This is a genomic window from Paenibacillus borealis (assembly GCF_000758665.1).
GTDB lineage: Bacteria > Bacillota > Bacilli > Paenibacillales > Paenibacillaceae > Paenibacillus_AQ > Paenibacillus_AQ borealis.
In genome coordinates, this window is the sequence record NZ_CP009285.1 from 7575231 (window position 1) to 7590822 (window position 15592).

Here is a 15592-nt window from a genome sequence, read left to right on the forward strand (position 1 = left end):
TGCACATCCTTATGCTTTTAGCAATCACTTGTATATTAATGAATTATTGTGCTATAAAGATTCTGCCGCAGCTTCTAAAACAGAAACAATTTCAGTCAAAGTATACACGCCGATATCTAAAAATCCAAGATTGATTTCTCGAGCTTGCATTACACTAGCAGGAGTAATTACACGTTCGATATCATACAAATTCCATATCGAGTTTATCATTGCCGGCTGCAGGCAGTGCCGAAGAAGCCAGTTATTTAGAACTATTCTAAAACAATCTTCAGTACGGTCTATTTTTCTCAGTGCTTCCTTTATTTCCTTCTCCTTAGAATGCTCACTAAGTTTCTGGCGTTTGACTTGCTTCTGTTGGTATTCAAATTTCATTTTTATATCCAGAAAAAATTTGTATTGCTCTCTTAACGCATGTTTCATCTGTTTTTCCTCTAATGGATATACGCCTATTCCTTTTAATATTTCAGTAACTGGAGTAACATTGGCAGTACAATATTTATTTCCCACTTCTTCCAGACTCAACTGGTTAGTATAAGCAATTCTCGCTCCTCCCTCTGTCGAGTTTATGACATTTAAATTCTTATCTTCAATTTCCCTCTCAAACCAGGTCCGAAACGTATTCCAAATTTCAGTCGTAGGAACTGTACCTCCATAGTATCCTTCGGTTTCTAACATTTTTTCTTTAGAAGTTATGCTGTTCATAATCTCTTTATCATCATAAATGGTACCCCCGGCATGTGTTTCTTCCTTAGAACTACCGTAAGCCAAATCTTGTCCTACCAATATGATTGGCGAAGCCCCAATATGTTCCGCAACTCCGAACGCTACATGAGCACAGGATAAGCCTATACTAATAGAATAGTCCGCTTCCAGCCCTAGAATTTCCTTAAGCCAAATAAATTCCCCTACTTTCTCACGCATAGGGATAACTAGCTCACCAGGATACTCTTCAAATATTTTGGGATAGAGCACAAGCGGGCCAACAAGTGTTGAGTCAACAGGGTATGACTTGCCCTCGTAGAAGTATGTGTACGTTTCTATTCCCCGCTCGATCGAACATATAAAGTCAGGGATAATACCTTCGTCACACAGCCGCTGGGCTATTGTATCTACTGCAATAATGACCGCCTTATCTTTCAAGCTTTGTAATTGTTTAATATTCTTATTCAAAGATGGGCCAGCAGATACTACAATAGCCGGAACATCAAGCATTCTATTTTTGAGTAAAGATACATCCTTAGAGCGGGTCAGATACTTTAGATTTTTCATATGATGTCTGAACCCGATCAAGCTGTCCTCTACTGAATTTCCGTACATAAAAGTTTTATACTGGACAACGTCTTTGATATTTCTGACGATTTCCAGACTTGTTTTGATATCGTATTCCCGATAAAAGTAAGTGAAGTAAAACTTAATTGTTTTCATATAGAAAATCGCATCAGTCAGAAGTAAATTATCTAAAAAGATTGGCAAATCAGATATTTTATCAGCAAAGATTACTGCTCCTGAGGCTTGGATAAATGAAAGATCTTTGTGATTTAAAGCATAATTAAAAAGTGCAGAATTGGGTTCAAGGATTACAAGTAAAGAACCGTCACCCCGTTTTTGAATAACCTGTTTAATTTCATTTACAGAGAATATCCCGATAACAAAAATCAATTCCCGTTTGAGCGAATTAGGCTGATTGGAATGATCAAAGTCGCTTTTCATAATATATTGCTGATCCTGAGTAATAAAGATCTCATTTCCGGCATCATCTTTACTGAATACCGCCTGTGCTACTTCGCTTTCCTCAGGCATTCCAATCCTGTGATTAGAATTACTGGACAGGATTTCTATATTGCGGCTTAACAGATCCATTGTTTCGCTCCTTGCCAAGGTTTTTAAGTTAATATTTAGATAATTCACAAAATAAGTATAGCAAGAAAGCCCCACAAAGTGGGGCTTTCTTTGAGTCGTGGCAGATAATACATTGAATAACCTTGGACTACTATTCTTATTATCTCAGCAGTTGCAGTACGCCTTGCGGCTGTTGGTTAGCTTGAGCCAACATTGCTTGTGCAGCTTGCGCAAGGATGTTGTTCTTAGTTTGTTGCATCATTTCTTTGGCCATGTCAACGTCACGGACACGGGATTCAGCAGCCGTCAGGTTCTCGGAAGCTGTTCCCAAGTTGTTGATTGTGTGCTCCAGACGGTTCTGCACAGCACCCAGTTTAGCGCGTTCGCTCGATACCAGGGAAGTAGCTTTATCCAGAACAGCAATTGCTTTGGAAGCATCTTCACGGGTAGCGATATTCAACGCAGCTTCAGATTTAACATCGTTGGAACCGTTAGTAACGGCATTCTCTTTAGTGAAACCAGCTTGTCCAGCATTTCCTGTGATACCAAGTGCTGCTGCGCGAACATCGTTGATTTGCAGGGACATAGATTGACCTGTGTTAGCACCAATCTGGAATTTCGTGCTAAATCCTACACCTTGAGCTCCAGCACCTACAACCTGGTCAACGTTCTTAACAGCATTCAAACCGCCGCCAAGTGCAGCTAAGGCCCCACCGGTACCAGCAGCTACTGTAATATCTTTACCAGTTTCAGAAATAAACTGAATCTTGTTGTCCTTGGACAAAGATGCTGTTACTTTGCTTTCCAGTCCGGCAGTTTGCAGTGCTGCATTCAAATCTTTAACGAGATCAGCCATAGCTGCTTTAGCAACATTGGCATCAGGATCATTTGTTTTATAAACCTTGTCTGCAGTACCAGAGTTAAGAGTAACTTCCACTTCGCTTTCAGAACCAATAGTAAACTTGATGGTTGACTGTGAAGCAATAGTAGCACCTGCTGTAAGCGAAGTAGCAGCCTCAACCCCAGCACGTTCTATAGTCGATGGATCTCCCTTAAGAGTTACACCAATTTGCGCTGCACTCAAGCCCAGACTAGAGCTCGCTCCTGTAAACTTCAGTTCACTTGAAGTACCTGTAGATTTAGCTGTAATCTCCAGTTTATTACCCGTTCCGACTTTGATATCTACCAGGTCAGATAATTTAACACCACCCGAAGTAACAGACTCTAGTGCTGTCTTCAGGGCACTTGCATTATTTGCTACAGAAGCACCTACAGAACCTACCTTAATTGCTGAAAGATCAAACGTTTGATTGTCTACAGTAATAGTTGCTCCGGCAGTAAGAGTGATTGCTCCCGAAGAAATTGCTGTAGTTGCAGTGACTTTAGCACTGGTTGCCTGAGTCAGCTTGCCGCTTTCACCTGAACCAATACCACCGTTCAATAGTTTCTGAGTATTGAACTCAGTTGTGTTACCGATACGGTTGATTTCAGAAGTCAGCTGGTTCATCTCATCTTGCAGCGCTTGACGGTCAGCATCAGTGTTCGTTCCGTTTGCTGATTGGTTCGCAATTTCGCGTTGGCGTTGCAGGATGGAGTGAGTTTCGTTCAGTGCACCTTCAGCAGTTTGAATCAAAGAGATACCGTCTTGAGCATTACGGGAAGCCTGATCCAAACCGCGGATTTGGCCGCGCATTTTTTCGGAGATTGCCAGACCAGCGGCGTCATCACCAGCACGGTTGATGCGAAGACCGGAAGACAATTTCTCAATATTTTTGTTAGTGTTAGCTGTGTTGATAGACAGTTGGCGGTGAGTGTTCAACGCCGGAATATTGTGGTTGATAATCATTTGATATTTCCTCCCTGAAATTAAGTTAGTTCCACATCCTTGTGGTAAACGCTGAGCCATTAAGGTCGGCCGCCCTGCTGATTCAGCGTCTAAATTATATATCGTCAGAGTGTGTCTATATCTTTATAGCATTTTATATGACTTTTTAGATTTAAATTTTTTCTGTACAAATACTTGCTCCCATTCTCTACACACTATATCAAGTCTCCTATGTTTATCCGATAAATAAAGATATTACAGCGTATCATTTAAAATGTAATCATACTCAAATAAGGAGTGAAGATGTTGGAGACACTTTGCCATAAAATCAAACCACATGATGATATTGAATTAGGTTTTGTAAGAGAGGAACTGGATTATTATATATCTATCCCATACGAAGGTATAACAGAATCCACTGGTATTATTTTAACGATTCCGGGATTTGGCGGGCTTGCAAATACAAGCTATCAATTAGAAAAATTAAATCCATACCTTGCTGAGAAATACAATTGTGTAGTAGTATCCATTAATTACTTTGGTATATATAGAGGAGTAAAGACCTTAACCGACAGTCTTTTCACAGAAAACATGAAAAATATATACGGAGTTCCTAGTGACTACTGGGATAATATTTCAAGCGATAATGATTTTTATACTAAGGTAGGGCAACTGCTGGAAAGCAAAGGATTGTCCCAGTTAGATCCTCGGTGTCAAGCATTAAGAATTACAGAACGGAATGAATACCAGTCCTTTGGCTTTTTACCTGCTCTAGACCACTTAGCGGTATTAGGTGATGTTCTCAGAAGATATCCTCTTTTAGATAAAAAGAAAATAATTGCCTATGGTTCTTCATACGGTGGCTATATTGCAATGTTATGTGGAAAGTTTGCGCCCAATACCTTTTCAGTCATTATTGATAATTCGGGGTTTTCACGCTCAGAAATGAAACATATTGTTGGCAGAGAAATCTTCGAACCCGACTTTGCTGTTAATTTGAATTATAATAATAAGTCTTATACTCTAAATTATGCATATAACAATCCGTGGACAATCTTGGACGAGACCTCCCCTAACTACTTTGGAGATTCACATAAGTTGATCCGGAATCTCTTAGCCAGAGAGCATAGAATTCCCTCGGAAACACGTTACTATCTCTTTCACTGTGAAGAGGATCATATTGCTTCAGTAAAAGATAAAGATATGGTAGCTACCTTGTTAACAAATTATAATTTCACCTACTATAAACGGATCGGAGAAGCTGATCTTGATGGCGCTCTTTTCAAAAATTATACGCATGCAATGAATGCCTCTTTGCGCAAACTATTCGATTACGTTGCTGAGTTGGACCTAAAGTACGGCTTAACTAAAGAATTAAGTGAAAATGAATTTTCAAAAAACACACTACACTCGATGAATTGCGGAAGATCAAGTTATATTTTTGAATTTAGAGAGAATTTCACAATGAACGTTACGATTAGGGACAATATTAAAACAGACTATGATCTAAAACACTCTTTCCAGTTGATGCGTAGTATGTTAGATATTTGCGATTCGATAGAGGAGGGGTTTGACTTTATCCTTAATAAAATAAGTGAACAAAACTACAACGAGGCAGCTACAGTTATGCAGGATGTACTAGATGCTTACACAACAATAAATCAACAATTAGATTCTTTATCTAATTTACTAAACGAAAACAATCTGGCGCCACTTAATGCACAGTTTAATGATCATCTTTTGGAAGCGGTTATGTATTTCAATCAAGATTCTTGGGGTCCATTAGAAGATGAACTGTCTCAACAGGTTGTACCCTGCTTCTTAATATGGAAGACTGAAATTCATAGCATCTTCAGTCCCTATTTGAAAAATTAGTTTAAGAATCGTGAATTTATTATATAACGATTCGCCTGATGTAATCATATTTAAACACAATAATAAAACCGTGAAGTAGAGAAATTTCACGGTTTTTTGCATATTATGAGTTGGTTTTATTTAGTTTAAATCCTTTTATTTCTGCGGCCCGCGCAGTCGGTCAATCAATGCATTGAGATCAGATTGCACAGGTGCAGATGATTCACGGTTGGTCTCCTGGATAGACAGATATACTTCTTTGCGGAAGATATCGACATGTTTCGGCGCGGATATGCCAATTTTTACAATATCTCCTTCTACTGACAAGACCGTCAGTTCAATTTGATCCTGAATGATAATGGACTCACCTTTTTTACGGGATAACACGAGCATTTCATCCACCATCCTTTCCGTCGATTACCGGCTGTTCCTGAAATAAACTATGCTTCGTATGATAGGGTGCTTTATGCAGTACCACTTGTTTACCTTTCAGTTCCTCCGGGTTCAGAACAATAGGTGCCAGTAGGTTAATCGTGGACTCTTCCACCTTTTCTTTGAGGGTAATTATGCATCTTACAATCACCTGCGAAGCAATTCCCAGCTCCTCAGCTTCAGCACTCGGAAGTTCAAACTCATAGTCCGGATAAAAAGCAAACGGATCTCCTAATAGAAATGAGAGGTTCTTATTCTCGGTGGACTGCAGTACCCAGAATGCTGAATCCTCCATAGCAACCAATGCGAAATCAGTATCCTCTTCAAAACCGGGGATTCCTTTGGAGAAATGATACAATTGTTCCTCATGTACTTCAAGTTTTCCCCAAGACAGTGTCTCAATAATCAAATTATTCACTCCTCAAACAGTTTTGCTGTGCAAAACCAGGTTATTTACTTTGGCGGTCATTTCATCTGTATTTAATATGATACATAAACAGCAGAAAAGCTATAGAAGCGCTCTCTGGCACATCTATAGCTCTGAAGCTACATCTGAACATTCACTTCTGGCGGAATATACTGCACCGAAGCATACTGTTGCATATAAATATTTAGCTTACCCCGTGTGTACTCGGTCTCCGGACGGTGTCTCTCCACTTGAATATCAACTTGTGCCGCCCGGAAGCTTATTTCAGGAGCCTTAGTGTCAAAATAAATATCAACATTGTCATAGGACGCTGGTCCGAGAGGCTCGGGGAAAGAGTTGGGCTCGGTATCTGTACCGTAGATTTCAGCAATGGTATTCCCAGCCTTAAAAAACTCAGCCATCCGGTTCCCTTGCTCAACTTTCCGGGCCAGACCTTGAAGGTATAGCTGCTGAATACCTGAATAAATTCTCTTATTCATATCCAGCACACTTCCGCCGTTATAGGCAGCGCGTGCCCGGCTCTGGTCAATTGTAAGCTCCGGACGTGACGACTGAATGCTTAACTCCCCAGGTGTAGTTGTGATGTTAACTTCAGCCTTTGGTTGAGTGATGGAGAACGTGCCAGGATCAGCATCAATACCAATCAGAGCAGGTGTCTGTCGAATTTGCAGGATAGGCTGCAGCACGGGCATCACCTCCGTTATCTAATGAAATCTACTAAAGTTGTAGAGATAATCTTAGCACCCACAGAAAGTGAAGCATTATAAATATTCTCTTGAATCTTGGATTTCATAATGAGCTCTTCGTAATCTGCATCCTCGGTCTTAGCCTGAAGGTCTGTCAGATTTATGTTCAAATCACTCAGACGATCCTGCATTAATTCTACACGGTTAGTCTTCGCGCCTATTTCGGAGCGGGCTGATAAAATGGTCTCTACGCGAGTATCAATTTTATCAAGTTGTCCGGAAACAGCTGTAATATTGCCAGATTTCAAGCCTTCAGAAATATTATTGATAATAGAAAACAGATTGTCTGCTTCCCCCGTATGACCGAATACATCATTACCTGTCATATTGATAGGCATTTGTACACCTTCACCTACAATATACTGAATTTGTCCGGAATCTGTCGTGACTTCCTTAGTAGTATCATAAGTTCCATCGGCACCCTTACCAAATTCATATGGCTTGACATCATATTTCTCGCCATTAAATACGTATTTGCCGTTTAATTTGCTGTTCGCAATGTCCACCAGTTGTTCTTTAAGTTGCAAAACCTCTTCGTTGATGCTGTCCAGGGCTGATTGAGGGTTGCTTCCTGTCGCAGCCTTCACAGTAAGCTCGCGCAAACGTTGAACTACATCTCCTGCCTGTCCCAATACAGTGTCATTATAATCAAGCCATGACAGAGCACTGTCTACGTTCTTAGTGTACTGTTCATTCGAGGACAACTCGGCACGGTAACGCAAGGAATATGTGATACCTACCGGATCATCGGAGGGCTTGTTGATTTTGCGGCCGCTCGCCAGTTGAAGCTGCGTATCATTCATAGTACGCGCATTACGGTTCAGGTTAAGCAGCAGCTGTGAGCTCATCATATTGGAGGTGACTCTGAGCATTGTATGTTCCTCCCTTATCTGCCGACTGTGCCGGTAGAATTAATCAATTTGTCTAGCAACTCATCATAGGTTGTCATGAAGCGGGCAGCAGCGCTATAGGCATGCTGGAATACCAGCATGTTGGACATTTCCTCATCCAGAGATACTCCGCTTACAGACTGCCGGCGGGAGTTCACTTGGTCCACCAAATAATCGGCATTGCTCGCCTGACGTGTGGCTTCTTGGGATTGAATACCTAATTGCCCAACCATAGAGCTAAGATAGGATCCGACAGTACCTGATTTGAGACCATCTGCTGTTGTAAATGTACTATTATCCTTCATATTGCTGAACAAAAGCGCCAATGTATTATTCCCTTTAACGACGGATACATTTCCGGCACTGTCTGTAGTGGTGCGAAGAGAAGTCGCAAACAGTGTAGGATCAGCAGCGATTTCGGGATTAAGTTTAAGATTGCCTGCTGTGATGGCCTCACCAGCAACAGAAGCTGTAAAGAATGGCCGGCCTGAGCTTCCATTCATCGCATACCCCAATTGATGCAGTCCATTCAAACCTTTGACTGTAGTTTTTAAATCACCTGTCAATGGGATAGGCACTGCACTCCCTGCTGGAAGAGAGGTTTTGGTTCCGTCAGCATTAATGATTTCTGAATCCTTAAGCACGGTGGTACCTGCAGGTAAAGTAGAGCCTGTTGGTATAGTAACCTGCACTTCGCCATTAGCGATCGTGTTGGCCATAGCATCCAGTTGTTTCCTGTAATCCGCCACATAGGTTGTGCTGGAAAAAATCATCCCATAAGCTTCTCCGGCCTTCAGATCACCAGAGGCATAGGCAGTGTTCAAAAAGGCACTGTCTACAGTCGCAGTAACCGTTGCTCCTTGAACCAGTTGCTGTGTTCCCAGTGATATGTTATAACCGGCATCGGTTTCCAGTACCGTGATATTCGCTATCTTGGACAGCTTGTCCGTCATCAAATCACGCTGATCCCGCAGATCGTTCGCCTGGTCTCCCATACCTTCTATTTTGGAGATAGATTGATTCAAGTCAGCGATAGAGCTGAGGTAGCTCTGTATTTCTTTTCCTTTGACTTCAACGTTGGTGCTCAGATCCCGATCCAGATTACTTAATTGTGTACTCATATAGTTCATAGCATCAGTTAGTGACTGTGCAGTCTGTACAACAATCTTGCGGGCTGTTGGATCTTCCGGGTTCTTACTGAGATCCGACCAGGATTTCCAGAAGTTATCGAGCACTGTACGGATACCGGTATCCGAGGGCTCATTAACGATGGCTTCCAGCTTATCTAAGGTATCCGATTGGATGCTCCAGTTGCCGCTGGCGGAACTCTCTCCACGGTACTGATCGTCCAGAAACATCTCGCGGATCCGCTCAATGGAAGTGAATTCCACACCGGTACCCATTTGTCCCGGCAGTGTTGAGTTATTGAGACCATAGGCCTCGATAGGTATAGCCGCCTTCATGTTCACACGCTGGCGGGTATAACCTTCCGTATTGGCGTTGGCAATGTTGTGGCCGGTTGTATTGAGCGCAGCAGTCTGGGTAAACAGGCTTCGTCTTGCTGTTTCTATCGAGTGAAATGTGGATGTCATGCTACTTGTTCCTCCCTTGTGATTGCTGCGGTGAAAGAGGCCATGAGGATAAACGGGTTATCCGCGGGCATCAAAAAGGCCCGGCCGAGTCACACTGCTGCCCTTGTCGGACGGATGATGGTAAGTCATTTCCTGATTTGGTCTTCCGACAAGCAAATCCAGGGAATAATCTATAAAGGTAAGCGACTGCTCAATCAGCTTCTGGTTCAGCTCATTGGCTAGTTTCAATTGCTGCAATGTGCCGGAAAGCTTCTGCTGAATTTGCAGCAGGCGCGATTTGTCCTCAGGATCAAATACAAGGCGGGACAGCTCGGTAAGATTCAAATTCAGATTGGAACGGATTCCAACCCCCTGCAGAAAAGTAAATGCGGCTTCTGCACGCTTCTCCTCCAGCTGTCCGATCACCTTCATAAGCTTGGACTCACGGTTCAGGATGTCGATGAGACCCTCCACCTTGTTGTCCATGATGGTCTGTTTCTTGACAGCGGCCAAATCCAGCATTTGCACATGCGCTTCGTCCAGCCGCTCTAGCAATTCTAATAATGTCGTAAGTGCCATGGGTGTGTTCACCTAATTCTCGGAGGATTGCTTAAAGTAGGGGGCGAGTGTCTCTGCGAGCTTAGCTGCGTCAACCTGGTAGGTACCTGCGGATACTTGCTGTTTCAGGCTTTCGATCTTGTTCGCACGTTCAGCGTCAATCTTGCCGCTGTTTTGTGCCTGGAGCAGCTTAATGGCTTCATCCGAAATCGATACCTCATCCTTGCGTGTGCTCTTCTTCATTTGTTCCTGCCTTTGCGATTCCGCACTCCGTTGATACGGGTTCATCGCGTTAATTCGTCCGGTCTCGTTAATTTTCATAACTTCCACCTTCCTTCTGATATAAAAAAGCCGATAATCTTTACTAAGTTTATCGGCCTTTGTTGAAACATTCTTTATAGCTGCAAACGTTTTTTTGCAGATTTTATTAGTTGCGGAACTTGTCCACGGCGCGGTATGCGGCATCAGAAGTCTTTTTGGTACTGCTTTTGTCTACAGTTTCCTTGGCAGCATTTGCCAGATCCTTGGTCAAACGGCTGCGGCAGCTGTCACACATATGCCCGTCCCGGATCAAGGTCCCGCAGACTTCGCAAGGGTACATCATGTTAGGTGCGTTCGCTATGGAAATCCGGCCCTCACGAATAAAACGGGTAATTTCCTTAATGGATATCTCCGTGGCATCGGACAGTTCCTGAATATTAGTGCCTCTATTTTTGCGCAGGTAGTCTACACAGATTTCATATTCATGCTCTAAATCTTTGATACAAGGCTGGCACAGGTTCATTAAATTCTTAACATATAGCCGGCCGCATCTTGGACAATTATCAACATTCATTTCTACCGCGGCTCCCTTCCTTACATTCTGCACAGCTTATAAATATCTTATGCTAATAAGATTACATGATAGCTGATGTTCCGTCTATGATTAGTATCGGTTATGAGGAGCATTTTAGTAAATTATCGGACTGCCGTAACCGCTATGAACGTGCCCATGTCAGACTGTAAATCTCCGCCCGGTAGCCTAAATTACCAATCAGCTGATGTAGTGCTTCGGCGCAGGCCCGTATTGTACTTCCCGTGGTGTAGATATCATCGATAATAATGATCTGCAGGGGGCGCTTCTGAAGCCGGGGAGTTATCAAATCCAGTTGTCCTTTAAGACTTCGCAGAATCTCAGGATCCGTATTTCCGGTAAAAGCATGCTTCATATCGGCCAGACGTTCGCTTCGGCTTTTGGAGCTCTGTTTGCCGGTATGGTGGGTACGGACCAGCAGTGGAAGTTGAGGTATTCCCCTCCGCAGAGTTAATACTTCTGCCAGTTGCTCGGCCTGATTGAATCCTCTTTCAGACAGGCGGACTGTGCTTACAGGCACAGGGACTAGCAAATCAGCTTGCCATAGGGCCGGGTGAATAAGAAGATGGTTTGGATTTCTTGCTGAAAAAGGTTTGCGGGAAGAGTTACTTTGTAGAGTAGCGGTTTGTTGCTGTTCACTCTGCTCTTGTTGGAGTATGGCATATGCATTATCCAGCATCAGCCCCAGTACAGGGGCCAAGCGTTCATTACCTCTATATTTATACTGGCCCAGCAACTCGCGCATGTCACTTGTATAAGCTACCGCGCTGCGGTTGCAGCGGATCGGCACAGGCTCACGGCTGCGGCTGCAATCCGGACAGCCGACATGGCGTCCGCAGGTCTGGCACCGTGGACTGCGGATCCACGGGATCCCTATATGGCAGCTTACGCATATTCCGGGCAACCCGGTTGAAGGACGGCTTCTTTTACCACAAAACAGACATTGAGGCAGAGAGGGAGCCATTAAGAATTGGGCTTTTTTTATCCAAGACAATACGGAATTCATCGATAACCTCCTTCAGGCTATGTGCAGGGGTTTATGAATAAAAGAGTGTATGTAGAGTCTCATCTCACAGGTATCCCTGCCTATGGGCAATGGCGTTCATGCTGCGAATCTGTGAAATGGCTCTGCGCTGGGACTTGCTCCACTCTGCGGAAGCGAATACGACGTGGCCGGCCGGATCATCTTTGGAGCGTCCTGCCCGGCCCGCCATCTGCACCAAAGCAGCTTCGTCAAACAGGCTGCTGTCCGCATCCAGAATAAACACATCACTGCGCGGAACCGTAACTCCCCGCTCCAGAATTGTCGTCGTTACCAGGAGTGAAATCGTACAATTGCGGAACTCCAGCACCTTCTCTGCTCTATCCGGATCTTTGGACGAGGTTCCTTCCATAGCTATTCCGGGGAAAAGCCGCCGGAGAAGCATCAGCAGTCCTGCAATATGGGCAATCCGCGAGACAAAGAGAAAAATCTGTGCTTTGCGGTCAAGGGAGCTCTGTAGAGCACGAAACAGGCTTCCGGGGAGTCCCCCCTGCTTCAGACAACGATGGAGCGGCGGCATATGTAAATGTTTGGGAACCGGCAGGGGATGGCCGTGAAAGCGGACAGGCACTCTCGCATGCGGCAGTCTTCCTGAACGAGCGAGGCGCTGTAATTCTGCCGGTGGTGTGGCTGAGAGGAAAATGAAGGATCCGGAGGGCTTACAAACCTGCTCGGCAGCGTAGGCCAGCATTGGATCATTATGATAGGGAAAAGCATCGATTTCATCGATAATAACGAGGTCAAAGGCCTGATTGAACCGCAGCAGCTGATGGGTTGTTGCCAGCGTTATTCTGCTCGCGCTCCAGCGGTCCTCGCTGCCTCCGTACAGCACGGCGGGGGTGTCCGCCGGGAAGGCCTTGGCCAGGCGCGGCGCCAGCTCCAGCACGACGTCGCGCCGCGGCGTAGCAATCAGCGCCCGGCTTCCTGCGGCGAGCGCCGCCTCCAGGAGCGGGAACGTAATCTCCGTCTTTCCCGCTCCCGTCACAGCCCAGAGCAGGAACCGCTCAGGGCCGGGTAAGGCGGAGCGCTCCCGCGGCTCCGCCAGGAACCCCAGCGCAGCGGCGGCCGCAGCCGCCTGCGCTGCGCTAAGCCCCCACCGGCGTGCCGCTACGGTGGGGGAGACGCCTGCCGTGCAGCGCACGGCAGGCAGCGGCGCGCTGCGCAGCAGCAGCGCGCAAGCCCGGCTGCGCCCGAGTGCGAGGCAGGCCTCGCAATAGGCGCAGCCGGCAAGGCCGCACGCGGCGCAGGCCGTGCGGCCCGTGGGTACGCTGCCGCAGCGCAGGCAGCGCGGTGCCCCGCGGCGGGCGGCAGCGCCGCCGCGCCGGGCAACTGCCTCGCTCACCCGTCCCAACGCATGCATGCTCTGCCTCACCTTGCTCCTCCATCCCACCACTCCCCCGATCTGCTTCATCTTGCTCCTCCACCCCAACACTCCCACGCCGTGCTCCCGGTTACCTATCCGCTCCGTCCCTTTCCCGCCCTGCTTCGCCTTGCTCCTCCACCCCAGCACTCCCCCGCCTTGCTCCCGGTTACCTATCCGCTCCCTCCCTTTCCCGCTCCGCTTTGCCTTGCTCATCCATCCCACCACTCCCCCGCCTTGCCTCAGGTTATCATAAGCAACTGCCGCCTCAACCCTAATCCATCCCTGCAAATGCGCCAGCTGTGCTGCAGCTGGCCAATTCCCTGCCAGCTCAGGCAGCCGTTCTGCCACCAGAGCTTCCACTTCGCCCTGCAGCAGGGAACGGCCGGCAAGCGCTGCTGCTAACTGATTAGCCGCCGCTGCCAACGCAGCGAGGTCACTCCATCCCAATAAGCATTCCTTAGGAAGTACCGGCTGACCACCGTAGTTCCCGGAAATTGTTGCCTCCTTCACACCTCCTCCCGCCCCGTCCAGTATGGATTCTCCACTGATATTTCCCGCGGTCAGCCGCTCCGCCTCCCGGAAGCCTCCCGCCACCTGCTCTTGTCTAATTTCAGCCTTCAAACAGTTAGCAACATACCTTTCCCATTCCTCCATGTTCCACAGACCCATAGCAGGGGAAGCTCTGAAGCCCTCCCGTAGCTTCACCCCCCAGCCAAGCGGGAACGATGGCGATAACAGCACAAGCCTGTCCGCCTGTCTGCCGCCCCAGCCTACACCTCCTTTTCCTTCACCATGCCACCATAACCTGTCCACAGCCATATTTAGCGATATCCTGATCTCCCAAGCGGCATTATGCTCTACCGCATATACTGCTACTCTCATCATGTCCCTCCCTCTCTCCTTCAAAGAAGCTCATCACCGTCACCATAGATTGCGATTCCCCCGAACCTACAAACTTACCGTCTTTCTATTCCGGGCTAGTCGTGACTACAGAGAATGTCAGGATTCCGGCCGTTGCGTTTTTTCTCAGGTTTTGGTTTGTTCTGTTACTTATCTATTTAGAATCTGTTCTTTCAATGCTGTATTTAACAGCAGATGGTTTAACTGCAGTTACTACAACTATTTCTTACTGTCACAGCCTATCTATCCACTGAAGTGTATTTCGTACAACTAAAATCCGGGAAAACAGCAGTTTGGCCTCATGTCCGCAATAATAAGTGTACGAAGTGCAACTATCTCCGGATATCCTGTCTAAATCTGAATAATAGCTGCATGAAATACAACTAAAGTAGCTGACCTTAAGTTTGGTGTCCGGCTGAACTACGAAGCCCCTGTATATCAAGGATTTCTAAGCCAGCGCATCAAGTCAGATTCTTAAGTTCACTCTATTTTAAAAATGACTTACTTCAGCGCGAGTGAGAACACCAGAACACCCCCCATTTCAACACACCTCTAGATTCCTACAACCGACGGCCATCCCAGGTTGCTCAACAAACACAAAAAAGCACACTCCCCCATCACTGGAGAGTGTGCTTCACCCGTTGCCGACATATTTGATTATCATTCGCCATGCTTCGATCCGTATCCCCTGCTTCCCGGTAGCCGCATCATCTTCAGCGGAAAAGGCTGCTCCTGTGTCCGCAGATCCAGTACGGTTTCCTTCTGGTGTTCCGCTTCAGCAAGAGTATTGTAGTGCGGCATTACCGGAGCGAACCTGATAGACGAGCCGCTGCAGTCTAACCGTGAGGCAACCGCCAGCGTTCCATCCAATGAGTCATCATCCATCAAAGTGACATACAGCGGTCTGCCCATCCAAAATGCATACACAGCGAGCATACGGATATACCATTCCACAACAGCTTCATGATTGCGGGTGATCAGAATATAATGAAGCCGCTTTCCAGGCCGCATTGCCTCCCGGCTCTCTTCCCGGTGATGCAGAATATGAACAAGGGCTGCTGCGGATGCATAAATAGACACAATCCAGATTAACTGGGCTATCACGGAGATGCACCTCCCTCTTATACCGACACTATATGCCGGTGATAAAGGGACGGTGACAGCCCAGCCTGCCGGGACAGATGACCCGGTTATTCTGACTCTCTATATATCGCAAAGCACAGAATTTCCGCCTTCCTGCAAGAAGACAGATTAAAGCTTCCGGTTTCGGGTACATATTTAAATCAGCATTT

General features: G+C 46.0%; 14 protein-coding genes. 1 reads left to right on the forward strand and 13 read right to left on the reverse strand.

The genetic code is table 11. The annotated features are described in order from the left end of the window. Positions 1–51: 51 nt before the first annotated feature. A complete protein-coding gene (locus PBOR_RS32230) occupies positions 52–1860 on the reverse strand; it encodes a motility associated factor glycosyltransferase family protein (RefSeq protein WP_052429736.1) in 1809 nt (602 codons plus the stop codon). A 139-nt stretch (positions 1861–1999) separates the two neighbouring features. Continuing rightward, positions 2000–3685 (reverse strand): flagellin N-terminal helical domain-containing protein, encoded by a 1686-nt coding sequence (locus PBOR_RS32235; RefSeq protein WP_042218066.1) that lies wholly within the window; start codon positions 3683–3685, stop codon positions 2000–2002. Positions 3686–3967: 282 nt separating this feature from the next. Here PBOR_RS32235 and PBOR_RS32240 point away from each other — a divergent pair, with 282 nt between their 5' ends. After that, positions 3968–5539: a DUF2920 family protein gene (locus PBOR_RS32240; RefSeq protein WP_042218067.1), complete on the forward strand. Its 1572-nt coding sequence runs from the start codon at positions 3968–3970 to the stop codon at positions 5537–5539. Between the two features lie 135 nt (positions 5540–5674). On the opposite strand, the gene csrA is transcribed toward PBOR_RS32240, so the two are convergent. The 11 genes from csrA to PBOR_RS32295 all read right to left on the reverse strand — a co-directional run bounded on the left by csrA (position 5675) and on the right by PBOR_RS32295 (position 15404). Beyond that, the gene (csrA, locus tag PBOR_RS32245) at positions 5675–5911 is read right to left on the reverse strand and encodes a carbon storage regulator CsrA (protein ID WP_042218068.1); all 237 of its coding nucleotides are present in this window, start codon (positions 5909–5911) and stop codon (positions 5675–5677) included. 1 nt (position 5912) lies between these two features. Then, positions 5913–6359, reverse strand: a complete 447-nt coding sequence (gene fliW / locus PBOR_RS32250; protein WP_042218070.1) for a flagellar assembly protein FliW — start codon at positions 6357–6359, stop codon at positions 5913–5915. Positions 6360–6496: 137 nt separating this feature from the next. Continuing rightward, positions 6497–7069, reverse strand: a complete 573-nt coding sequence (locus PBOR_RS32255; RefSeq protein WP_042218072.1) for a DUF6470 family protein — start codon at positions 7067–7069, stop codon at positions 6497–6499. Positions 7070–7077: 8 nt separating this feature from the next. Further along, positions 7078–7995: a flagellar hook-associated protein FlgL gene (gene flgL / locus PBOR_RS32260; RefSeq protein WP_042218074.1), complete on the reverse strand. Its 918-nt coding sequence runs from the start codon at positions 7993–7995 to the stop codon at positions 7078–7080. A 14-nt stretch (positions 7996–8009) separates the two neighbouring features. Continuing rightward, on the reverse strand, positions 8010–9605 hold the full coding sequence (flgK, locus tag PBOR_RS32265) for a flagellar hook-associated protein FlgK (RefSeq protein WP_042218075.1): 1596 nt from the start codon (positions 9603–9605) through the stop codon (positions 8010–8012). 57 nt (positions 9606–9662) lie between these two features. Beyond that, positions 9663–10163 (reverse strand): flagellar protein FlgN, encoded by a 501-nt coding sequence (locus PBOR_RS32270; RefSeq protein WP_042218077.1) that lies wholly within the window; start codon positions 10161–10163, stop codon positions 9663–9665. Between the two features lie 12 nt (positions 10164–10175). Next, positions 10176–10463 (reverse strand): flagellar biosynthesis anti-sigma factor FlgM, encoded by a 288-nt coding sequence (gene flgM / locus PBOR_RS32275; protein WP_042218079.1) that lies wholly within the window; start codon positions 10461–10463, stop codon positions 10176–10178. A 106-nt stretch (positions 10464–10569) separates the two neighbouring features. After that, positions 10570–10977, reverse strand: coding sequence for a TIGR03826 family flagellar region protein (locus PBOR_RS32280; protein WP_042218081.1), 408 nt, complete (start codon positions 10975–10977; stop codon positions 10570–10572). Between the two features lie 142 nt (positions 10978–11119). Further along, positions 11120–11740, reverse strand: coding sequence for a ComF family protein (locus tag PBOR_RS37270; RefSeq protein WP_157764182.1), 621 nt, complete (start codon positions 11738–11740; stop codon positions 11120–11122). A 325-nt stretch (positions 11741–12065) separates the two neighbouring features. After that, positions 12066–14285 carry an ATP-dependent helicase ComFA gene (locus tag PBOR_RS32290; protein WP_245647964.1) on the reverse strand — a complete coding sequence of 740 codons (2220 nt, stop codon included), beginning with the start codon at positions 14283–14285 and terminating at the stop codon, positions 12066–12068. A gap of 675 nt (positions 14286–14960) precedes the next feature. Continuing rightward, the gene (locus PBOR_RS32295; RefSeq protein ID WP_052429739.1) at positions 14961–15404 is read right to left on the reverse strand and encodes a hypothetical protein; all 444 of its coding nucleotides are present in this window, start codon (positions 15402–15404) and stop codon (positions 14961–14963) included. Positions 15405–15592 lie beyond the last annotated feature (188 nt).

Excerpts from the sequence above, each read along its gene's own strand:
- PBOR_RS32240 (WP_042218067.1), top strand. The coding sequence starts at position 3,968 with ATGTTGGAGACACTTTGCCATAAAATCAAACCACATGATGATATTGAA.
- PBOR_RS32255 (WP_042218072.1), bottom strand. The coding sequence starts at position 7,069 with ATGCCCGTGCTGCAGCCTATCCTGCAAATTCGACAGACACCTGCTCTG.
- PBOR_RS32280 (WP_042218081.1), bottom strand. The coding sequence starts at position 10,977 with ATGAATGTTGATAATTGTCCAAGATGCGGCCGGCTATATGTTAAGAAT.
- csrA (WP_042218068.1), bottom strand. The coding sequence starts at position 5,911 with ATGCTCGTGTTATCCCGTAAAAAAGGTGAGTCCATTATCATTCAGGAT.
- PBOR_RS37270 (WP_157764182.1), bottom strand. The coding sequence starts at position 11,740 with ATGCGCGAGTTGCTGGGCCAGTATAAATATAGAGGTAATGAACGCTTG.
- PBOR_RS32230 (WP_052429736.1), bottom strand. The coding sequence starts at position 1,860 with ATGGATCTGTTAAGCCGCAATATAGAAATCCTGTCCAGTAATTCTAAT.
- flgL (WP_042218074.1), bottom strand. The coding sequence starts at position 7,995 with ATGCTCAGAGTCACCTCCAATATGATGAGCTCACAGCTGCTGCTTAAC.
- PBOR_RS32290 (WP_245647964.1), bottom strand. The coding sequence starts at position 14,285 with ATGATGAGAGTAGCAGTATATGCGGTAGAGCATAATGCCGCTTGGGAG.
- flgK (WP_042218075.1), bottom strand. The coding sequence starts at position 9,605 with ATGACATCCACATTTCACTCGATAGAAACAGCAAGACGAAGCCTGTTT.
- PBOR_RS32235 (WP_042218066.1), bottom strand. The coding sequence starts at position 3,685 with ATGATTATCAACCACAATATTCCGGCGTTGAACACTCACCGCCAACTG.
- PBOR_RS32270 (WP_042218077.1), bottom strand. The coding sequence starts at position 10,163 with ATGGCACTTACGACATTATTAGAATTGCTAGAGCGGCTGGACGAAGCG.
- flgM (WP_042218079.1), bottom strand. The coding sequence starts at position 10,463 with ATGAAAATTAACGAGACCGGACGAATTAACGCGATGAACCCGTATCAA.